Annotated in this window: 16 protein-coding genes and 1 pseudogene; 10 read left to right on the forward strand and 7 right to left on the reverse strand. The window is 60.1% G+C overall.

The features are described 5' to 3' along the window. Positions 1 to 4: 4 nt before the first annotated feature. Positions 5 to 493, reverse strand: coding sequence for a MarR family winged helix-turn-helix transcriptional regulator (locus tag BSF44_RS00500; protein ID WP_046038332.1), 489 nt, complete (start codon positions 491 to 493; stop codon positions 5 to 7). 212 nt (positions 494 to 705) lie between these two features. Here BSF44_RS00500 and BSF44_RS00505 point away from each other — a divergent pair, with 212 nt between their 5' ends. From BSF44_RS00505 to BSF44_RS00540, 8 genes are all read left to right on the forward strand, one after another. Then, positions 706 to 1536 carry a p-hydroxycinnamoyl CoA hydratase/lyase gene (locus tag BSF44_RS00505; protein ID WP_046038330.1) on the forward strand — a complete coding sequence of 277 codons (831 nt, stop codon included), beginning with the start codon at positions 706 to 708 and terminating at the stop codon, positions 1534 to 1536. Between the two features lie 83 nt (positions 1537 to 1619). After that, a complete protein-coding gene (locus BSF44_RS00510) occupies positions 1620 to 3068 on the forward strand; it encodes an aldehyde dehydrogenase (protein WP_095941790.1) in 1449 nt (482 codons plus the stop codon). A gap of 89 nt (positions 3069 to 3157) precedes the next feature. Then, a complete protein-coding gene (locus tag BSF44_RS00515; protein ID WP_095941791.1) occupies positions 3158 to 5041 on the forward strand; it encodes a feruloyl-CoA synthase in 1884 nt (627 codons plus the stop codon). Beyond that, positions 5038 to 6279, forward strand: coding sequence for a thiolase family protein (locus tag BSF44_RS00520; protein ID WP_095941792.1), 1242 nt, complete (start codon positions 5038 to 5040; stop codon positions 6277 to 6279). Before BSF44_RS00515 ends, BSF44_RS00520 begins: the two co-directional genes overlap by 4 nt. Positions 6280 to 6401: 122 nt before the next feature. Then, positions 6402 to 6854 (forward strand): VOC family protein, encoded by a 453-nt coding sequence (locus BSF44_RS00525; protein ID WP_095941793.1) that lies wholly within the window; start codon positions 6402 to 6404, stop codon positions 6852 to 6854. A gap of 265 nt (positions 6855 to 7119) precedes the next feature. Continuing rightward, entirely contained in the window at positions 7120 to 7941 is an 822-nt protein-coding gene (locus tag BSF44_RS00530) for a transporter substrate-binding domain-containing protein (protein ID WP_095941794.1), read from the forward strand. Beyond that, positions 7938 to 8783 (forward strand): amino acid ABC transporter permease, encoded by an 846-nt coding sequence (locus BSF44_RS00535; RefSeq protein ID WP_095941795.1) that lies wholly within the window; start codon positions 7938 to 7940, stop codon positions 8781 to 8783. The genes BSF44_RS00530 and BSF44_RS00535 overlap by 4 nt, the downstream gene beginning before the upstream one ends. 34 nt (positions 8784 to 8817) lie before the next feature. After that, positions 8818 to 10215: an LLM class flavin-dependent oxidoreductase gene (locus tag BSF44_RS00540; protein WP_095941796.1), complete on the forward strand. Its 1398-nt coding sequence runs from the start codon at positions 8818 to 8820 to the stop codon at positions 10213 to 10215. A gap of 213 nt (positions 10216 to 10428) precedes the next feature. Here the strand turns inward: BSF44_RS00540 and BSF44_RS00545 are convergent, their stop codons facing one another. From BSF44_RS00545 to BSF44_RS00570, 6 genes and pseudogenes are all read right to left on the reverse strand, one after another. After that, complete coding sequence (locus tag BSF44_RS00545) at positions 10429 to 11601, reverse strand: DUF1624 domain-containing protein (RefSeq protein ID WP_095941797.1); 1173 nt, start codon at positions 11599 to 11601, stop codon at positions 10429 to 10431. 237 nt (positions 11602 to 11838) lie between these two features. Beyond that, positions 11839 to 12237, reverse strand: coding sequence for a hypothetical protein (locus BSF44_RS00550; RefSeq protein WP_095941798.1), 399 nt, complete (start codon positions 12235 to 12237; stop codon positions 11839 to 11841). Positions 12238 to 12871: 634 nt separating this feature from the next. Continuing rightward, positions 12872 to 13237, reverse strand: coding sequence for a hypothetical protein (locus tag BSF44_RS00555; protein ID WP_095941799.1), 366 nt, complete (start codon positions 13235 to 13237; stop codon positions 12872 to 12874). Continuing rightward, a pseudogene (locus BSF44_RS00560) lies at positions 13234 to 13946 on the reverse strand (hypothetical protein). The gene BSF44_RS00555 and the pseudogene BSF44_RS00560 overlap by 4 nt, the downstream one beginning before the upstream one ends. 9 nt (positions 13947 to 13955) lie before the next feature. Further along, on the reverse strand, positions 13956 to 14444 hold the full coding sequence (locus tag BSF44_RS00565; protein ID WP_095941800.1) for a type VI secretion system tube protein Hcp: 489 nt from the start codon (positions 14442 to 14444) through the stop codon (positions 13956 to 13958). Between the two features lie 542 nt (positions 14445 to 14986). Further along, the gene (locus BSF44_RS00570) at positions 14987 to 15652 is read right to left on the reverse strand and encodes a response regulator transcription factor (RefSeq protein ID WP_095941801.1); all 666 of its coding nucleotides are present in this window, start codon (positions 15650 to 15652) and stop codon (positions 14987 to 14989) included. A gap of 203 nt (positions 15653 to 15855) precedes the next feature. On the opposite strand from BSF44_RS00570, the gene BSF44_RS00575 reads away from it, so the two are divergent. After that, positions 15856 to 16143 (forward strand): PilZ domain-containing protein, encoded by a 288-nt coding sequence (locus BSF44_RS00575; protein ID WP_095941802.1) that lies wholly within the window; start codon positions 15856 to 15858, stop codon positions 16141 to 16143. A gap of 88 nt (positions 16144 to 16231) precedes the next feature. Continuing rightward, positions 16232 to 22183, forward strand: coding sequence for a VCBS domain-containing protein (locus BSF44_RS00580; RefSeq protein ID WP_095941803.1), 5952 nt, complete (start codon positions 16232 to 16234; stop codon positions 22181 to 22183). Positions 22184 to 22291: the final 108 nt, after the last annotated feature.

Raw genomic sequence — 22291 nt, forward strand, 5'->3', positions numbered from 1 at the left:
GCGTTCAGTCCTGGTAGACCTTTCTCAGCAAGCGCAGCAGCTCCTCGCGTTCCTCGCCGGTCAGCGATGAAGTGGAGTCGAAATCGCTTTGCGCGGCGATCTGCTTGAGCTCCTTGAGCAAGGTTTCGCCGGTCTTGCTCAGGAAGATTCCGTAGGAGCGTTTGTCCGGCTTGCAACGCACCCGCACCGCCAGCGCGCGGCTTTCCAGTTTATTGAGCAGCGGCACCACCTGCGGCGGCTCGATGGCCAGGGCCCGGGCCAGGTCGGCCTGCATCAGCCCTGGATTCTGATCGATGATTGCCAAGGCCGAGAACTGCGCAGGGCGCAGGTCGTGGGCCGACAGGCGACCGATCAGGTTCTGGAACAGTTTGAGTTGGGCGCGCCGCATCGCGTAGCCGATCAGGTCATCCAGTGCCGAATCCAGCGGTGCCTGCAGCTCGGCGGTGGCGGACGGGGACTCGCTCTGGTCGGCGAGGGGGGAAGGCTTGGCCATTGCGGGTGAATCCTGAAGAAGTGGAGGTTAACAAGTGTATCCAGTTTGCCGGGGTTGGCCGCTGATAGCTACGCCCGCCGTTCAGGGCGATGGGTTCGGAGGATATTTGCGGGCGAATAAAAATGGTTAATTCGATTAATAGTTAATTGACATAACTATATGAGTCCTTTAATTTCCAGTCATCTTCAAGCCAAGAACAAGAGAGCAATGCCATGAGCAACTACGAAGGTCGCTGGACAACCGTCAAGGTCGAGATCGAAGAAGGCATCGCCTGGGTCATTCTCAATCGTCCGGAAAAACGCAACGCCATGAGCCCGACACTCAACCGGGAAATGATCGATGTGCTGGAAACCCTGGAGCAGGATCCGGCGGCCGGCGTGCTGGTGCTGACCGGTGCCGGCGAAGCCTGGACCGCGGGTATGGACCTCAAGGAATACTTCCGCGAAGTGGACGCGGGCCCGGAGATCCTCCAGGAAAAGATCCGCCGCGAAGCCTCGCAATGGCAATGGAAACTGCTGCGCATGTACACCAAGCCGACCATCGCCATGGTCAACGGTTGGTGTTTCGGTGGCGGCTTCAGCCCGCTGGTGGCTTGTGACCTGGCGATCTGCGCCGACGAAGCGACCTTCGGCCTCTCGGAAATCAACTGGGGCATCCCGCCGGGCAACCTGGTGAGCAAGGCCATGGCCGACACCGTGGGCCATCGTCAGTCGCTGTACTACATCATGACCGGCAAGACCTTCGGTGGGCAGAAAGCCGCCGAGATGGGCCTGGTCAACGAAAGCGTACCCCTGGCGCAATTGCGTGAAGTCACCGTGGATCTGGCGCGCAACCTGCTGGAGAAAAACCCGGTGGTGCTGCGTGCGGCCAAGCATGGCTTCAAGCGCTGCCGCGAGCTGACCTGGGAGCAGAACGAGGACTACCTGTACGCCAAGCTCGACCAGTCGCGCCTGCTCGACACCGAAGGTGGCCGCGAGCAGGGCATGAAGCAGTTCCTCGACGACAAGAGCATCAAGCCCGGTCTGCAGGCCTACAAGCGCTGAGACTGATCGCCGGGTGCCTGTCCGCCCCGGCGCTCTGCATCGCTCGAATGAATTCCCGATAAAGACAATAAAGAGGAATCACCATGCTGGACGTGCCCCTGCTGATTGGCGGCCAGTCGCTGCCTGCCCGCGACGGTCGGACCTTCGAACGTCGCAATCCGGTGACCGGTGAACTGGTATCGCGGGTAGCCGCCGCCACCCTGGAAGATGCCGACGCCGCAGTGGCTGCCGCCCAGGCCGCGTTTCCCGCCTGGGCCGCCCTGGCGCCCAATGAACGTCGCACCCGTTTGCTTAAAGCGGCCGAGCAGTTACAGGCGCGCAGCGACGAATTCATCGCGGCGGCCGGCGAAACCGGGGCCATGGCCAACTGGTACGGATTCAACGTGCGGCTGGCGGCCAACATGCTGCGTGAAGCGGCGTCGATGACCACCCAGATCAATGGCGAAGTCATCCCCTCGGATGTGCCGGGCAGTTTTGCCATGGCCCTGCGCCAACCCTGCGGCGTGGTGCTGGGGATCGCCCCGTGGAACGCCCCGGTGATTCTCGCCACCCGCGCCATCGCCATGCCGCTGGCGTGCGGCAATACCGTGGTGCTCAAGGCTTCGGAGCTGAGCCCGGCGGTACACCGCCTGATCGGCCAGGTCTTGCAGGATGCCGGACTGGGCGATGGCGTGGTCAACGTTATCAGCAATGCTCCGGCCGATGCGGCGGCGATTGTCGAACGGCTGATCGCCAACCCGGCGGTGCGGCGGGTCAACTTCACAGGTTCAACCCATGTCGGGCGTATCGTTGGCGAACTCTCGGCGCGCCACCTCAAACCAGCGCTGTTGGAGTTGGGCGGCAAGGCGCCGTTGCTGGTGCTCGATGATGCCGACCTGGATGCAGCGGTGGCGGCAGCTGCCTTCGGCGCGTACTTCAATCAGGGTCAGATCTGCATGTCCACCGAACGGTTGATCGTCGATGCCAAGGTCGCCGACGCCTTTGTCGAAAAGCTGGCGGCCAAGGTCGAGACCCTGCGGGCGGGTGATCCTGCGTTGGCGGATTCGGTGCTCGGTTCGCTGGTGGATGCCAGTGCCGGAACGCGCATCAAGGGGTTGATCGACGATGCCCTGGCCAAGGGCGCGCGTTTGGTGGTCGGCGGGCAACTGGACGGCAGCATTTTGCAGCCGACCCTGCTTGATGGCGTCAACGAGAGCATGCGTCTGTATCGCGAAGAGTCCTTCGGCCCGGTGGCGGTATTGCTGCGCGGGGAGGGCGATGAAGCGTTGCTGCGCCTGGCCAACGATTCCGAGTTCGGGTTATCGGCGGCGATCTTCAGTCGCGATACCGGGCGCGCCCTGGCGCTGGCCCAACGGGTCGAGTCGGGCATCTGCCATATCAATGGCCCGACCGTGCACGACGAAGCGCAAATGCCTTTCGGCGGGGTCAAGTCCAGCGGCTACGGCAGCTTTGGCGGCAAGGCGTCCATCGAGCATTTCACCCAGTTGCGCTGGGTCACCTTGCAACATGGACCGCGGCATTACCCGATCTGAACCGCAGAAATAACAATAAAAAGGCGGCAGCCACCACCATGCCCATTCGTGCGGCCTGGTGGTAGCGTGCCTTGATGGAGAACAAGCACGTGAGTTCCGAATTCAGATCGCAACCCCACACCGAGGCTAGTGCGCCGCGCTACCGTCACGTGTCCATCGGTCGCGCAGCGGTCGAGGTGAAAGAACAGCAGGGCGCGTTGCACATGCGTTCCCTGGAGCCATTGGCCGACTATCCGCCGCGACTGCTCGACCGTCTGGTGCATTGGGCCCGGGTGCGTCCCGAGCAGACTTTCATCGCCGCCCGACAGGCCGACGGTGAGTGGCGTCGGGTCAGTTACGCGCAGATGCTCGACAGTGTCCGGGCCATCGCCCAAAGCCTGTTGAGCTACGGCCTGTCGGCAGACAAACCGCTGGTGCTGCTCTCGGGCAATGACATCGAACATTTGCAACTCGCGTTCGGCGCCCTGTATGCGGGCATTCCCTACTGCCCGGTGTCGCCGGCCTATTCGCTGCTGTCCCAGGATTTCGCCAAGCTGCGTCACGTCTGCGACCTGCTGCAACCCGGCCTGGTGTTTGTCAGTGATGCCGCAGCCTACCAGCGTGCCATCGATGCCGTGCTGCCGGTTGAAACGCCCATGATTACCGTCCGGGGCGAAGTCGCAGGACGCCACCAGGTCAGCTTTGCCAGCCTGCTTGAGCAGCCGGGCGCTGCCGAGGCCGAAGCCGCGTTTGCCAGCACGGGGCCAGACAGCATCGCCAAGTTCCTGTTTACCTCCGGCTCGACCAAACTCCCCAAAGCGGTGATCACCACCCAACGCATGCTGTGCTCAAACCAACAGATGCTGTTGCAGACGTTTCCGGTGTTCGGCGAAGAACCGCCGGTGCTGGTGGACTGGCTGCCGTGGAACCACACCTTCGGCGGCAGCCATAACGTCGGCATCGTGCTCTACAACGGTGGCAGTTTTTACCTGGACGACGGCAAGCCCACGGCGCAGGGTTTCGCGCAGACCCTGCGTAATCTCAAGGAAGTGTCGCCCACCGCCTATCTGACCGTGCCCAAGGGCTGGGAAGAGCTGGCCTCGGCACTGGAGCAGGACGCGGAACTGCGGGAGATCTTTTTCAAACGCATCAGCCTGTTCTTCTTTGCTGCGGCCGGCCTGTCGCAAAGTGTCTGGGACCGTCTCGACCGCGTCAGCGAACAGCACTGCGGTGAGCGTATCCGCATGATGGCCGGGCTCGGCATGACCGAGGCTTCGCCGTCCTGCACCTTCACCACCGGGCCGTTGTCCATGGCCGGTTATGTCGGCCTGCCGGCGCCCGGTTGCGAGGTGCGCCTGGTGCCGGTGGACGGCAAACTGGAAGGGCGTTTTCGTGGGCCACACATCATGCCCGGCTACTGGCGGTCAGCGCAGCAGACCCTCGAAGCGTTTGACCCCCAGGGCTTCTACTGTTCCGGCGATGCACTCAAACTCGCCGACCCGAGGGATCCGCAATTGGGGCTGATGTTCGACGGGCGCATCGCCGAAGATTTCAAGTTGTCATCCGGGGTGTTCGTCAGCGTCGGGCCGTTGCGCAGCCGCGCGGTGCTCGAAGGTTCGCCCTATGTCCAGGACCTGGTGGTGACCGCGCCGGATCGTGAATGCCTGGGCGCGCTGGTCTTTGCGCGGATGTTTGAATGTCGACGGCTGTCAGGGCTGGCGGCCAGTGCCAGTGACGCCGAAGTGTTGGCCAGCGCGCAGGTACGGGAGTGGTTCGCCGGCTGGTTGCAGCGACTCAATCGCGAGGCCACGGGCAATGCCAGTCGGCTGGAATGGATCGCCTTGCTCGATGAGCCGGCGTCCATCGACCGGGGGGAAATCACCGACAAGGGTTCGATCAATCAGCGTGCGGTATTGCAGTGGCGCGCGGAACAGGTCGAGGCGCTGTATCGCGGGCTCGATCCGGCCATCCTGCGCGCCGGGGCGAAGTCGTGAACACAGACGGGCAGTACTCGGCCTTTGCCGATGCGGCGATTTTCGATGCGGTGCGAACGCCCTGGGTGGACCTCGGCGGGGCACTGGCCGAGGTGTCGCCGATCGACCTTGGCATCAAGGTCGGGCGCGAAGTACTGGCGCGCGCGAAAGTCGACCCGCTGGCGGTAGACAGTGTGCTGGCGGGCTCCATGGCCCAGGCCAGCTTCGATGTCTACCTGCTGCCTCGGCACATCGGCCTCTACAGCGGCGTGGCGCAATCGGTTCCGGCACTGGGGGTGCAGCGCATCTGCGCCACCGGTTTCGAACTGCTGCGCCAGGCCGCCAGGCAACTGGATGACGGCGTGCAATTGGCCCTGTGCGTGGCCACCGAATCGATGTCGCGCAATCCGATTGCGGCCTATACCCATCGAGGCGGTTTCCGCCTTGGTGCGCAAGTGCAGTTCAGGGATTTTCTCTGGGAAGCGCTGTACGACCCGGCTCCCGGGGTGGACATGATCACCACCGCCGACAACCTTGCGCGGCGTTATGGGCTGAGTCGCGAAGCGGTGGACGCCTACGCCTGTGCCAGTCATCAGCGAGCGTTTGCGGCACAACAAGCGGGCTGGCTGGCACCCGAGATCGTTGCCGTGGGGCCTCAGGCATTTGAGTTGCAAGGCTATCAGCCACGGGGCATCCGCCTGTCACGCGGTGTCGTGACGGTGAGTGAAGACAGCCACCCGCGGCCTGGTGAGATCGCAGCGTTGGCCCGGTTGCGCAGCGTGCACGAAGGCGGGGTGCAAACCGCCGGCAACAGTTGTGCGGTGGTCGATGGCGCGGCGGCTGCTTTGGTCGGGCGCGCTTCGGCCTGCCGGGATACACCGTTGACCTTGCTGCGGGCCAGCGCGGTGGTCGGGGTGGCGCCAGAGTTCATGGGCATCGGTCCGGCACCGGCTATTCGCCTGCTGCTGCAGCGCAGCGGCTTGAGCCTGGAGCAGATCGACCGCTTTGAAATCAACGAAGCCCAGGCCGCCCAGGTGCTGGCGGTGGCTCAGGAACTGGAGCTGGATTGTTCGCGTCTGAACGTCCAGGGTGGTTCGTTGGCACTCGGCCACCCCTTGGCCGCCAGTGGCTTGCGTCTGGTGCTGACCCTGGCCCGACAACTGCGTGAGCACAATCTGCGTTACGGCGTCGCCGCAGCCTGTGTTGGCGGCGGGCAGGGCATGGCGCTATTGATCGAGAATGCGGCCTGGCGTGCCTGATGCCTCATCGGTTGAGCGGGGGGGATCCGCTGGTCAGTTCATTTTGTCGTCTTGCCCGGCAATGCCAAGCTAGGTGTTCGACTACTACGTTGAACGGCTACGTTGGGCAGCAAGGAGACATCATGACGGTCAAGCGAATGGACAACATCGGCATCGTGGTAGAAGACCTCGACACCGCCATCGAGTTCTTCACCGAACTCGGCCTCGAGTTCGAAGGGCGCGCGCCCATCGAAGGCGACTGGGCAGATGGCGTCACCGGATTACGTGACATGCGCGTCGAGATTGCCATGATGCGTACGCCGGACGGTCACAGCCGGCTCGAGTTATCCCGATTCCTCGCACCCCCTGTGGTCGCCGATCACCGCAACGCCCCGGTGAACGCCCTCGGTTACCTGCGTATCATGTTCACCGTGGAAGACATCGACGACACGCTCGCCAGGCTCCACAAACTCGGCGCGCAGCTCGTCGGCAAAGTGGCCCGGTACGAAGATGTGTATCGACTCTGCTACATACGGGGGCCCGAAGGCATTCTCATCGGGCTTGCCCAGGAGCTCGGGCAGCACGCTTCTCGATGAGCTCATCGCTGGATGCTCGCCTCAGTGCCTGAAACATCAGCGGCAGACGCCTACCCCAGCGACACCACGCTATTGAGCAAGGTCTTGACCCGTTGTGCCTGGCGCGTGGGTGTTGCTTGTCACCAGAAGTCAGCGCTGCAAGCACCTGACGCGCTCGATCCAATATAGCTTGAACGCAGTCTTATATTCCATAAAGGAAGTACAAACTATTTTTATAGTGCGTTTTAATCTATTCAGTATTTTGAATCGATTGGAGCACTTGTCTGTGAACACTAAGGCGCTTTTACCTTTTGGCTTGGCATTACTCGCTACCTGCTCGACGGCTTTGGCGGGTGCCACGCTGGATCGCGTAACCAGCAGCGGGGAGCTGACCGGCGTTCTGATGGAAAGTTATCCGCCATTCTCCTTTCTCAATGAACAGAACCAACTGGACGGGTTTGACGTGGATGTCGCCAAGGCCGTTGCGCAACGGCTAGGGGTGAAGCTGAAGCTGCAAACACCGTCCTGGGATGTCATCGCTGCCGGACACTGGAACGGTCGGTATGACATCTGCGTGTGCTCGATGACCCCGAGCAAGGCACGGGCCGAAGTGTTCGACTTCCCGGTGGAGTATTACCAGTCACCGGCCGTGATCGTGGTGAATGCCAACGACAAGAACATTGTCACGGGCAAGGATCTGTCAGGTAAAAAAGTCGGTGTGATCAGTGCGTCGACCTATGAAGCCTATCTGAACAAGGATCTGCTGATCGAGGGCGCCGAGGACAAGCCGTTGAGCTATCCATTCGAAAGCGTCCAGATCGCGCCATACGACAACGAAACGGTAGCCTTCCAGGATCTGGCCCTGGGCACGGGCGTGCGTCTGGATGCCATGGTCACCAACCTCATCACTGCTCGCGAACGCATCGCCCAGGATCCTCGCTTCAAAATTGCTGGCGACACGCTGTATGCGGAGCCCAACGTGGTCGCGATCGAAAAGGGCGATCGGCAATGGAATGCCAAGGTCACTGAGGTCGTCACCCAGCTCAAGGCCGATGGCACCTTGAGCAGGATTTCACAGAAGTGGATCGGTGCCGATATCAGCCAATGACAGCCCTCAATCCACACCCGGCCAAGGCGGTTATCGCCCCCGAAACCCAGACGCGTCGTTTCAGCCAGCTATTTGGTTTTCGCACTCGCCTGTATTTGACCTGGGCAATGCTGTTCGGCCTGTGCGTCATGTTTTTCATGAGCTTCGATCTGAAGTTCTCGATCATTGTGCAGAAGTTGCCCAACCTGGTCGGCCTGCATCCGGGGCCTGACGGTTTCTTGCAGGGCGCCGCGCTGACGCTGTTCCTGTGCTTCTGCTCGATCTGGCTGTCGTTGCTCCTTGGCTTCGTGACGGCACTGGCGCGCCTGTCTCGCAGTGCAGTGGCTTTGGGCATTGCCAGTTTTTATGCGTCCTTTTTTCGCGGTACGCCGCTGCTGATCCAGATCCTGCTGATCTATCTGGGGCTGCCGCAGTTGGGTGTGGTTCCGGGCGCGATCAGCGCGGGGATCATTGCGCTGTCTCTCAATTACGGTGCCTACCTCAGCGAGATTTTTCGTGCCGGCATCATGGCTGTAGCACCCGGGCAGCGCGAAGCGGCGATGGCCTTGGGTCTGAGGCCTGCGGCAACGTTTCTGCACATCATCCTGCCGCAAGCCATGCGCACGATCATTCCACCGACAACCAGCCAGTTCATTTCAATGCTCAAGGACTCATCGTTGATATCGGTGATGGGGGTCTGGGAAGTGATGTTCCTCGCGCAGTCCTATGGTCGCTCGTCCTACCGCTACATCGAAATGCTCACCACCGCAGCCGTTATCTACTGGCTCCTGTCCATTGGACTGGAGCTGATACAGAACCGACTTGAACGCCACTACGGCAAAGGTTTCAAGCCTCAGCGCTGACCCATCCGCTCAATGACTTTTTACAGGTACTACGATGTCCGATCCAAAACCTCTGTTGTTTGCGTTATACGAGCAAGCCAGTGTTGGCTGTGGCGGCGCGCCGAGCCTCTGGACGCACCCGGCTGACGAACGACTGGCCATCAACTCGCTGGGCTACTGGTCGAACCTGGCGCGCATCGCCGACCAGGCTCATCTCGACATGCTGTTTTTTGGTGATGTGCTGGGTTTCTACGATGTGTTTGGCGGTAATGCCGACGCGGCCATGAAGTGGGCGGTGGAAGCACCGGCCAACGATCCATTGATGATCATTCCGGCATTGGCCGCCGTGACGGAAAACCTGGCCTTCGGCGTCACCGTGACCACCAGTTACGAGCATCCTTTCACCCATGCCCGGCGTTTCAGCACGCTGGATCACCTGACCAATGGCCGGGTCGGCTGGAACATCGTCACGTCCTACCTGACCAGCGCTGCCCGTAACTTCGGCCTGGAACAGATGATCAAGCACGATGATCGCTATGAACGCGCCGATGAATTTCTCGATGTGGTTTACAAGCTCTGGGAAGGCAGTTGGGCAAACGATGCCGTGGTTGCCGACAAGTCTCGCCAGGTCTATGCCAAGGGCGATCGCGTGCGACCGATCAATCATGTCGGCGAGCATTACCGGGTGGCCGGGCCGCATTTGACGTCTCCGTCACCGCAACGCACACCCTTGCTGATCCAGGCCGGTTGGTCAGGCCGTGGTCGTGAGTTTGCGGCCAAGCACGCCGAGCTGATTTTCATCGCCAAGTCCAACCCGCTGGAGATTCGCCAGGGGCTGGAAGATATATGGGCGCAGGCCCGGGCACGGGGGCGTCACGCCAGGGATGTCAAATCACTGACCGTACTGCGCATCGTCACGGCCAGGACCGAGATCGAAGCCCAACGCAAATATGACGAGCTGCAAAGCAACTATCACTTGCAGGCACAACTGGTGAGCTATGCCGGTGATACCGGTATCGACATCAGCCGCTACGCGGACAGCGAAGCGTTGTCCACTCATACCGAAGGCATGACCTCCTATGTGATGCGGCCTGATGGCAGCGGCAAGCCCTTGACCGCCGGCGATGTCAAACAGCGCTTTGCCAATGTCACCCGGGGCAGTGATCTGATTCTGGTGGGAACGCCGCAACAGGTGGCTGACCGGATCGAAGAGCACGCCCGTATTTCCGGCACCAGCGGCTACATGCTCAACCCGCTGATCAGCCCGGGTAGCCTTGAGGACTTCGTAGAGTTGGTCATTCCTGAATTGCAAAAACGTGGCTTGTATCGCACCCGGCCGCAGAGCGGTACTTTCCGTTCGCGGTTACGGGACGATGGCGCTAGCCATTTACCGGATTCGGCTTACGGCGCCTCATTCCGCTTTGATAAAGGTTTTCAGGACGGGACAGTCTAGAAAAAAGGGGCTCTCCAAGGGCTAATGCCAATCAGTTAAACGTTTGAACACCGCAAACCTTGTGGGAGCGAGCTTGCTCGCGATGGCGGTTGAACAGTCACATAAGGGGTGCCTGACAGTCCGCTATCGCGAGCAAGCTCGCTCCCACAATGTCCGGGGCTTAACTGGCAGGCACTACTCTCCAGGCGCCCTTTTTGTGAGCGCATGTCCTGATCAGAAATATTTGAGCCATCCGATATCGCGACGGCGTGCCTTCAATGCCGCGAACCAGCGCACGGGTAAATACAGGGATAAAGCCAAGAGCACCGCCGTCAGCCACACCGCCCAAATGCTGTCGAAACCGAAAAAAACTCCCTGGTTCAATCCGAACAACGCCGCGCCGACCAGATACAGCGTCTTGAGTACGTAAAGGTGGAGCAAGTAGAAGAACATCGGCGCCGCGCCAAAGACCGCCAACGCATTGACCCACTTGCGTTGTCGGGCCCGTTCCAGGGCTCGAAGCAGTAACAGGCCCACTCCCAGCGTCAGCGAAAGGAACAGCAGGGAAGGTGGGTATTTTGTAATGTTGAAGAAGCTCATGAGGGTTTGCGTGATGCCTTCATGGGCGACCCAAGGCGCCTCGCCATAACCATTGACGGCTCGCAGTGCGACAAATCCGATCAATGTCCCGACCCCTGCAAGCAGCAGAGCACGTTGACGATCCGCGGCCAAGACCTGGCCGGCAAACCAGGGGCCGATGCTGTACCCAAGAGCAATCACACCAATCCACGGCAGTACAGGATACGAGGTGCGCAGACGCAAGCTGTCGGAGAAATCGATCCAGCCGCGATCATGCAGAATCGCCCAAGGTATATGCATGGGCGAGCTTGCCGCGAAGTGCAGATTATCCAGCAGGTTGTGCCCGGCCACGATCACCAGACCCAGACAGCACAGAATGGGCCTGGGTAACCAAACCAGTCCGGCCAGGGCCATCATGCAGATGCCAATGGCCCAGATCACCTGCATGTAAATGGCCGTAGGCGGGAACTGAAAGGTCCAGGCGAAATTCACCAGGGTGAACTCCAGCAGTACCAGGAACAGACCGCGCTTGAATAAAAAGGCTGACACATCGCCCTTGCCCTGGTGCTTTTGGCCGTACAGGCAAGCGGACAGTCCGGTGAGCAGTATGAAAACCGGTGCACACAAATGGGCAAGTGTGCGGCTGAAAAATAACGCCGGCTCAGTGGATTCGATGTCCATCGGGTCTACTACCTGACGGTGCAAAAAGAACGTTTCGCGCACGTGATCCAACAGCATAAGGAGGATGACTAATCCCCTCAGGGCGTCAATGGACAACAGGCGTTGGTTCAAGCTTGTGATGGGGGGGAGGTGATTAGACGTTGTCATCGAATGCCGCAAGCAGGGAGTGGATGGCTCTGTCAGTAACGCCTGACAGGTTATGTTGATATAGGATATAACATAACCTTTAAATCTGCTTCATGGGCATTCACATGGGGTGGCTGATTTCGGCGTCATCGGCACTTGGAGGAGGGCGGCGTTTGCATATTGCCTTTAACGCCGACGAGGAGGGCGAAAGCGGGGCGCCCGTATCCCGTCGACGTTTTTAACCTGCGGGGCGTCGCACTAGCGTCGATGGTAGCGGCGATCGTCCTCGTAGCGGTACCGCATGGCCCGATCCTGGTGGCGCTCCCAGTAACGATGGCGTTCTGCTTCACGGCGGGCTTGCTCTCTGCGCCAGTTATCCCTACGCCAGTCATCCCGGCGCCAATCGTCTCGACGAGAGTGCCAACGGCCGTCATGCCAGTATCGGTCGTCATGGGCAAGCAACGGTCCTGGCTGCTTGCCGGCCATACTGGCCAAGGTCGGCCAAGGGTTGACCGCAGCCTGGACCGGCACCTGAACGACCGCGACTTCAGGTGCCAAAACAGGGGTTGAGGTCTTCATCTGTGTGGCTGATGCCGAGCCCACTGCCGCGAACGCGAACAGGCCGAAGAGCACCATCCGTGGGTCATGGAATTTCATGAGCGAAGACAACCTCTGATTGATTTCTGGACGTGTGGCCATCCGGCTTCGGGGGAGCCTGCGGGTCCGCGCTTGGCGAATGGATGTGCCTATCCACATAGACCGATAAATAGGAAAAAGTTCTAGGAGGCGTTGCTTAAATAGCTAACGGCGTCAGAGTGCGGGGCTTTTGGGGTTTGCTGGCTTGATGTCCGTTCCTGGTCGGTTTTTGCCTGTCGCGAGAGGCAGAAAACGACCCAAAGCGGTCTCTCACATCAAGTAGCTATCGGTCGTAATCTAACTTCGACCTCTGTATCTGACTGGTTAAATGACGGCGGCGCTTCAAACGCCGCCGTCTATTCTAAAGGTTTGCTGCCAGTCACGTTCCCGCTATTAAAAAGGGTCCGTTAAGGCGTGTTTTGCAGTCCCAGGGGATCGAAAATGAACGATCTGTTGCTAGGTTCTACTTAGAAGTTGACGGTGTCTGAGAATTTGACGGGGCGCGGGTTACCTTGGCTCAGGTAGTCGCCTTTGACCAAGGCCCAGTAGTTCTATCCGTGATTTTCTCCACGTTGACAAGAGCTGGTCCGGTGACCGTGCCAATACCATCTAGCTGGCCACCGACCGGGTAAAGCCAATGCTAGCCGGCTAAGTTTCAACGCTGTGCATAATTGAAAATGGCCAGCGCGGTGAGCAACACGATGTGGATGCCTAACAGGCTCACCAGCAGTCGTCTCATACGGGGCGGGAATCGTTTGACTTCATCGATGTCAATCAAACCCCTGCGCACAAAGATCTTCGGTACAGCCAGCACCATAGAGATCAACCCCGTGCGCATAACCTTGCCCAGAAGGCCTGCATGTTGAAATGTATTTTTATTGCCGGTCACGAAAATACAATTCGTAAGAAACGATTCAAAGCGCTCAGTGTATTTATGAGCAATGCAACACTGTACGATCATTGCCAGTATCATGGGTGCAATGATCAGTAACGCGATCAGTCCAGGGTGAACTTCATTCACTCCGATACCTCACTATACAAAAAGTCACCCAGCATCTCGCCTCCCTTGCTCCCGAAATCACCGAAAATCTTACCGCCCGCTGCTCCACCGATGACAGCACAAGCTAGTGCTCCGGGGCCGCCTGTACTGATCCCCAGAACGACGGCACAAACACCAGTCCCTATCATACCGCCCACATACCCCCCCGCGCTGCCGCCCGCCAGGCTACCCATCAAGGTCGAACTTTCAACATATTTGGCGCGTCGACATTGGTCCTCCCGCCCCGTCGTGCAGGCTTTATGAATCGCCAGGCCGGTGGATGCCACATCCAGCGCGGTACCAATATACGTGCCTTTTTTGACCAGATTTGATGCTCTGGCAACCCCAGACACCTTGTCGGCATAGCCCGCGATTTCACCATGATTCAAATAGCTTCGCGTCGAAATACCCAATGCCTGTTTGATCTTCCCTTGATTACGTAAGCCTGAGCCGTATGCGGCAACGCTCGCCAACTGCTTTTCGAGCTTCATGAACAACAGGGTGCGCTTTGCGTAGAACGCGTCGCGCGCACTTAAGGTGCCACCAGCTCCCCTGCCATGACTACGCTGTTGGTAATGTGGGCATTGAGGACATCGAATTTGCCCCGGGCGTGCCCCGAAACCGGTGTGCTGGCTCTCAAAGACTGGTATGACTGAGTTCTGGGGTTGATGAAGCTCCTTGCTTCAGACATCGTCTTACCTCACGCATACGTCTTGTTGTTGATCCGGTCCCAGCCCCCCGTCACATTCCCGCCAGCGCTACCATCGGATCGTTTCTGTCGCGTGTAAGTGGTCTTGATGCGCCCGTAGTTCAACTGAACGACCTCGATGGGAACGCCCGAGCTGGCGTTCTGCGAGTAGTCGGCAATGATCACCTCTTCCAGGACTATTTCGTAGTACTTAAGCTTGTCTGTGCCTGCCCGGCAAAGCGCAAGCTTCACTTCTTTCAGATGCCGACCCGCACAGCTTGCTTCCAGCAGCTTGCAACTGGCGCTATCGAGAAACTTGGTGAAGGTGAAATTGGTCAGGGTCGTACGGCCTGATGTCGCACCGCCAGAAGAGCTTGCGGTAGCAGACGTGCTTTGATTGACGGCGAAGCCGTAGCTGGTGATCTCGATCCAGTTGTTGTATTGCTCATCCAGCGCTTCGCCAGCAATATCTTCGATTTGGATGTAGGCGTCGAAAGCCATAGTTACCTCTCCTTGGTAGTGATTGGGGTGACTCCTGATGGAAAGGTGTGACACTTGCATCAGCAAAATTTTCCATGGTCCGTTAGCGTTCGGCTAACCGTCTATCGCGATTAGACGTAAGCCTTGCCCAACTTACCCTTGAGTGAGTCAGGCCCGCATACGCGCGCGCGGTAGCGGTTGCCCGATTTCAATGGTCCGCTGCGCTGGCAGCCAGGTCAGTACATCTTTGAGATAGACATACTATCGTGCCTATTCATGCGTGCCGCCTGGATCAAACCCAAGCCATTTCTACCTATACATGGAATTGTGTTCAGTTTGCTGGACGTATTTGAGCGGCGGCTCCTGGCCGATTACCGCCTGCCAAAATACAGTTAACCCCAATTGGCACGTAGTGCCTGTCGCCCGCAATCCGTTTCCCGGCGTACGGTTTGCAATCACCGATTGAGAGAGTCTGGTCACCACCGATTGGAATGAAGTAGTGCCTCCCACTGTGGCCCAATGCAGGAGAAGGGTGGGGTAGATCGGTCGTGTTGCCGCGGCCCTCAGTCGCCTGTGGAAAGCCCATGCTTGTGTGCGTAGGCGTAAAGATCTACACGGTTCGTCAGGCCCAGCTTGCTGTAGATCGATGTCAAATGGTTGCGCAGCGTGTGCTCGCTGATGTGCAGCTTCTCGGCCACCAACTTGCCAGGGGCAGAGGGGTCGCTGGCCAGCGATGCAATGGTTTGCTGTTCGCGGCGCGTCAGCTTGGCGATTTTGTGTTGCTCCGGGTCAATATCGCGCTCGACTTTCTTGCGCGCCAGTTCAAGGAAGATACGGCTGGTCGCATTGCGGTCGATCCAGAGTTCGCCTTCATGCACTTTTTCTATGGCTTTGAGCAATGTTGATGCCGATGCCGACTCCCGCTTATCCACCACGCCACGTGCGCCCGCCAGCACCGCACTGTCATGCAGTGCCAAGTCACTCGACCCTGTCACTACCAGAATCTTGGCCTTGGTCCGGCTGTGCAGCTCGGCCAGCGACTCGATACAGTCCTCGCTGTCCAGGTCCAATACCACCACATCTGGTGTGTATTGGTGCAACGAAAGCAGGTATTGCGCCACCGACGCCGTCGAACCCGCCAGCTTCAACCTCGGTTGAGCGCTTTCCACCAGACGCTCAAGGCCCCAGGCCACGAGCGGTAGAGCGACTAACAGGACTTGAATTGGCATGCGGCTCGCTGCCTCTTTAGGCGGGTTGTGTTAGCTGACCATGATAGCAATCGTTGCAGCCCCTGGCTTTTTTCTATAGCGCTTCAGACATCCCCTCCCATGACATTTGTCCCATAAAACACTGTTTTCATGGGTGATTGACTCCCAGAAAAAAGGGATAGCGCGCTCATGTAAAAAACAGAGGCCGTTTTTAGACTGCTGCCATGAAAGACACACACCGAATTGAGCCCCGTGAACAAGTCACCCTGTCGCTGCAACTGATCGGCGGGGGTAGCGGTGTCATCCGTGACATCAGCGCCTCCGGTTTGTATTTCGAAACCGATAGCGAGCAGCAGGTGGGTAGCTTGATTGACTTCGAGATCGAACTCGACACTCCCGGCGGCCCCATGAAGTTCAAGGCGCAAGGACAAATCGTGCGCATTGAACCGCAGGGCGGCAGGGCCGGGGTGGGCGTGAAGCTGCTGGCCAGCCGGCTGGTACCGGTGGAGTGATGGGTTCGTGGGTGGGGGAAGAATCGGCTTGTGGCTGTTAGCGGCCCACAGCGGTTTTTTGCTCAGGGTGACTTCTAGGGAGAAAGACATGGCTAGCACTACAACTACCAGCGGCGGAACCATTACCTCGTTTTCCAACACGCCGCAGGCGAAGGATGACGTCTTTACCACCACTGAAAATCTGTTGGGGGTCGTGTATTGGGACGTCATGTCCAATGACCTCGGCGGTAACGCGAAGACACTCTGGTCACTCGACAATGCGGTGAGCGATCCTACTGCCACCAAGGTTTATGCTCCGGCCGACCTCCTGACCCAGGATACGGCGAGGGCTGAGGCGACGAGTTCTGACACCAGTTTGAATGGTGCAAAGATCTGGATCACCTCGGACGGTAAGGTCGGCTACGACGCCACTACCTTCTTCTCTGCTTTCAAGGCACAACTCCAGGCGCTGGCTACTGGCGAGTTCCTGACGGACAGCTTTACCTATGCGATGCGTCTGGGCAACGGAACGCTCAGCTGGGCCACCGCGACAGTGCAGTTTTCGGGCGTGAATGATGGTGTGACAATCAGCCTCGCCACGCAGGCCGGCATGGTGACCGAAGATGCCCACACCACTGCTAGCACGACCGACTCGCTGACGACCAGCGGCACGATTACCTTCAACGACGTCGACCTGAGCGATACGCACATGGCGACGTTCGCGCCAGCGGGGGGCAACGCTACTTATCTTGGTACATTCGTGCTCTCGCCGGTAAGCGAAGCCGCGAATGCGGCTGACGGTTCGGTGCAATGGACGTACAACCTGAGCAATGCGGCGGCACAGTACCTGGCACAGGGACAGACAGTCACCGAAACTTACCTGGTCACCATCAGCGATGGCCATGGTTCGTCGGTATCGCAGAATGTGACCATCACTATCACCGGCACCAACGACGGGCCGACGGTGTCGGCGGCAGAAATTGAAAGCGGTGCGGTGACCGAAGACGGCACCACGGTAGCCAGTGGCAGTTTCGCCTTCGGCGACGTGGACCTGGCCGATGACGCCCATGTGGCCAGCGTGAGCGCGCCATCCGGTGCGCTGGGTTCGCTGGTGGCCAATGTCAGCGACGAGAGCACCGGCGACGCGGCGGGCAGCGTGGGCTGGAGCTATACGCTGAACAACAGTGCGGCGCAGTACCTGGCCGAGGGTCAGACCAAGACCGAAGTGTTCACGGTGACGCTGACCGACGACTTCGGGGCGACAGTGACCAAGGACGTGACGATCACTCTGACCGGTACCAACGACCGGCCGACGCTGACCATCGACGACACGGCCGGGGCGATGAACGAAGGCAACGGCGCGGCCACCTTGAGCGACAGCGGAGCGCTGAGCTTCGCCGATCTGGACAGCAATGACGGGGTGACGGTCAGCCAGAGCGCCAACCACGATATCGCCTGGAGCGGCGGCACCCTCGGTGCGGCGCAGGCCGCGGCGCTGGTCGCCGGTTTCTCGGTCAATCAGGCCGGCTGGACCTACAGCAGCGGCGAGAACCTGGACTTCCTGAGCGCCGGTGAAACCATCAGCTTCTCCTACACCGTGGTGGCCACTGATGACAGCGGTACGGGCACCGCGACCTCGGCAGCGCAAACGGTGACGATCACCCTGACCGGCACCAATGACCAGCCGATGCTGACCATCGACGACACGGCCGGGGCGATGGACGAAGGCAACGGCGCGGCCACCTTGAGCGACAGCGGAGCGCTGAGCTTCGCCGATCTGGACAGCAATGACGGGGTGACGGTCAGCCAGAGCGCCAACCACGATATCGCCTGGAGCGGCGGCACCCTCGGTGCGGCGCAGGCCGCGGCGCTGGTCGCCGGTTTCTCGGTCAATCAGGCCGGCTGGACCTACAGCAGCAGCGAGAACCTGGACTTCCTGAGCACCGGTGAAACCATCAGCTTCTCCTACACCGTGGTGGCCACTGATGACAGCGGTACGGGCAACGCGGTCTCGGCGCCGCAGACCGTCACCATCACCATCACCGGCAGCAACGACGCACCGGTGCTCAGTTTCGTGGCGGGCAACGAGGCCGGCGCGGTGCAGGAAGACGGCACGCTCAGCGTGAATGGCCAGTTCAACTCGGCCGACATCGATCACGACGCCACAGCGACCTGGAGCATCAATGGCTCCTCAACAGGCACCTACGGTTCGATCGCCGTCGACACCACCGGCCAATGGACGTACACCCTGGCCAATGGCACCGACGGTGTCGCCAGTGCGGTGCAGTCGCTGAAGGCGGGCGAGAGTCACAATGACGTGTTTACGGTGCAGGTCAGCGACGGCCTCGGCGGTGTCGACACCCAACTGGTGACCGTCACCATCACCGGCAGCAACGACGCACCCGTGCTCAGCTTCGCGACGGGCAACGAGGCCGGCGCGGTGCAGGAAGACGGCACGCTCAGCGTGAATGGCCAGTTCAACTCGGCCGACATCGATCACGATGCCACGGCGACCTGGACCATCAATGGCCCGGCAACAGGCACCTACGGTTCGATCGCCGTCGACACCACCGGCCAATGGACCTACACGCTGGCCAATGGCACTGACGGTGTCGCCAGTGCGGTGCAGTCGCTGAAGGCGGGCGAGAGTCACAATGACGTGTTTACGGTGCAGGTCAGCGACGGCCACGGCGGTGTCGACACCCAACTGGTGACTATCACCGTCACCGGCAGCAACGACGCCGCCGTGCTGTCTTCGGCCAGCGTTACGCTGAGCGAAACCAATGCTCCGCTGACCACCGGCGGCAGCCTGACCATTAGCGATATCGACAGCCCGGAAAGCTTCCAGGCGCAAACCAACACCGCCGGCAGCTACGGCCAGTTCTCCATCGGCACCGGCGGTGCCTGGAGCTACGTCGCCAACTCCGCCCACAACGAGTTCGCCGCCGGTACCACCTACACCGACACCTTCGCGGTGAGCAGTGCCGACGGCACTCTCTCTTCGGTCACCGTGCATATCCTCGGCACCAACGATGCCGCCGTGCTGTCCGCCGACATCGCCAACCTCACCGAGACCAATGCCGCCGTCGACATTTCCACCGCCGGCACCCTGACCATCAGCGACGTCGACAGCGCCGCCACCTTCGTCGCGCAAACCAACACCGCCGGCAGCTACGGCCAGTTCTCCATCGGTACCGGCGGTGCCTGGACCTACGTCGCCAACTCCGCCCACAACGAGTTCGCCGCCGGTACCACCTACACCGACACCTTCGCGGTGAGCAGTGCCGACGGCACTCTCTCTTCGGTCACCGTGCATATCCTCGGCACCAACGATGCCGCCGTGCTGTCCGCCGACATCGCCAACCTCACCGAGACCAATGCCGCCGTCGACATTTCCACCGCCGGCACCCTGACCATCAGCGACGTCGACAGCGCCGCAACCTTCGTCGCGCAAACCAACACCGCCGGCAGCTACGGCCAGTTCTCCATCGGCACCGGCGGTGCCTGGAACTACGTCGCCAACTCCGCCCACAACGAGTTCGCCGCCGGTACCACCTACACCGACACCTTCGCGGTGAGCAGCGCGGACGGCACCCTCACTTCGGTCATCGTGCATATCGCCGGCAGCAACGACTCACCGACGATCACCTCCAACGGTGGTGGTGCGACGGCTTCGGTCAATGTGGCGGAGAACACCACGGCGGTTACGACGGTGGTGGCGACCGATGCCGATCTGCCGGCGCAGACGCTGAACTACTCGCTCCTGAATACGGCCGGGACGGACTTCAGCAAGTTCTCGATCAGTTCGAGCGGGGTGCTGACGTTCAACTCAGCACCCGATTACGAGAATGCCCAGGATGTCGGTGGTACTGACGGCGACAACGCCTACGTTGTGGACGTTCAGGTGTCCGACGGCAATGGCGGAATCGACACGCAGACGATTACGGTGAACGTGCAGAACGTCATTGAGACGCCAGTTGATACCGTGGCGCCAACGGTGATAGTGACAGGGACTGCCTTAGAGAATTCGATGGATGCAACGTCGACGGTCACATTCCAGTTCAGTGAGACGGTGAGCGGTTTCAACCTGTCTGATGTCGCAGTGACGACAACGAGCGCAACGCCACGCGCAACCTTCAGTAACTTTACCCAGGTTGACGGCGATACCTACACGGCAACGCTGACCAGAACGCTGCTCGGTAGCATAAAAGTCGACGTTGCCGCGAACAGCTACACCGACCTGGCGGGTAATCCGGGTGCGGCCGGGAGCAGTGCAAACCTTCCGGCAGGCGTTGCCGGCGAACCCGTCAATCTGGCCCTCAACGTTCCACTGGCCGATATTAGCGGCCCCGTGACGGTGACTATCAGCGGTGTTCCTTCGGGGTGGGTGTTCAATGCAGGAACCGACAATGGCGATGGCACCTGGACCGTGCAGACCAGCGATCCCGGCGCATTGACTGTGACAACGCCATGCGAATTCGCCGGTGCGTTGGTGCTCGATGTCAACATGTACTGGAGCAACGACGACGGCAGCACCGCAAGCGCCTACGTGTTCAACAACATCGAAATCTATGCCCCAGGCGCACCGATCTTCGCCTTGTCCACCGACGACAACCTGACCGGCTCGTCCGGTGCCGACACCTTCGTGTTCGCCCGGCCGATCGGCAACAACGTCATTTACAGCTTCGATGCGGCGGCCGACAAGATCGATTTGATCGGCTTCACGGGTGTCAACGATTTTGCGGATGTGACTATCGCCAACGATACGAACGGCAACGCCGTGCTCAGCATCAGCGCCGACCAGACGATCACGGTCAAGGGCGTGGATGCGGCGGCGTTGGGCGCGGGCAACTTGCTGTTCGATGTGGACCCGGTCACGACCAATACGGGCACCATCACCATTGCCGACGGCGCGATCATGCCGTTTGGTGGCAGCATCGACAACAGCGGCACCATAGCGCTCGGCTCCACCGGCAGCGGGACCGATCTCGAGATTCTGTTCCGTGGCGCGACATTGAGCGGTGGCGGGCAAGTGGTGTTGTCCGACAGCGCGCAGAACGTGATCTTTGGTGGTAGCGCGGACACGGTGCTCACCAATGCCGACAACACCCTCTCGGGTGCCGGCCAGTTGGGAGCGGGGCAGATGATGCTGGTCAACTCGGGCCTGATCCTTGCCAGCGGTGTCAATGCGCTGGTGATCGATACCGGCAGCAGCGCCGTCACCAACACGGGTGTGCTGCAAGCCAGCGGCAGCGGCGGACTGGTGATTGAAAGTGCGCTCCTCAACAGCGGCAGCCTGTGGGCGAATGATGGCAACATCACCGTCCACGCAGAGGCCAGTGGCGCGGGAAGCGCGACTATCAGCGGTTTGGCGATACTGGAGTTCGGTGCAGCCTCCGATCAGCATGTGACGTTCGACAGCGGCGCGGCAGGCACGCTCAAGCTCGATGAGTCGACGGCGTTCAGTGGCAGCGTCAGCGGTTTTGCCGAAGGTGACAAGCTGGACTTTGGCGATGTTGCGTTCGGCGCCAATACGCAGATCACCTATGCAGCGAATGACACAGGCACCGGCGGCATGCTGAGCGTGAGCGACGGTGCGCATGTGGCGCAGATCGTGATGAATGGCCAATACGCGGCGGCGGGTTTGCAGGCGAACGCCGAGGGTAGCGGCAGTGAGCTGGCCTACGACGCAGCGGCGGCAAACCACACGATGCTGGGCGGCCAGGCCAACGACACTCTGGTCGGCGGTGCGGGTGACGATCTGTTCTTCGGCGGGCTGGGCAACGACACGCTCAACGGCGGCTTCGGCAACGATACCTTCATGTTTTCCGCGGCAGGTTTCGGCAACGACTCGATCCAGGGCTTCGATATCAATCCGGCCGGAGGGCAGGACTTGCTCAATATCGCGGGGCTGGGGATCAGTAGCGAGACGTTCGCTGCCAACGTGAGCATTGCGGGTGACGGCGCGGACACAGTGATCGGGATCGGAGTGGACACTATTCGCCTTGTCGGTGTTAACAGTGCAGGTATCGATCAGACGGACTTTATCCTGACGACATGATGTTTTTGCCGCTGACCGCACGTTGCCATGCGGTTGCAGACCCCATCGCGAACAAATTCGCGATGGGGTCTGTTGGCGGTAAAGTTCTGGCTGCGGTGGCCTTTGCAG

This window comes from Pseudomonas sp. ACN8 (genome assembly GCF_002303925.1).
Classification (GTDB): domain Bacteria; phylum Pseudomonadota; class Gammaproteobacteria; order Pseudomonadales; family Pseudomonadaceae; genus Aquipseudomonas.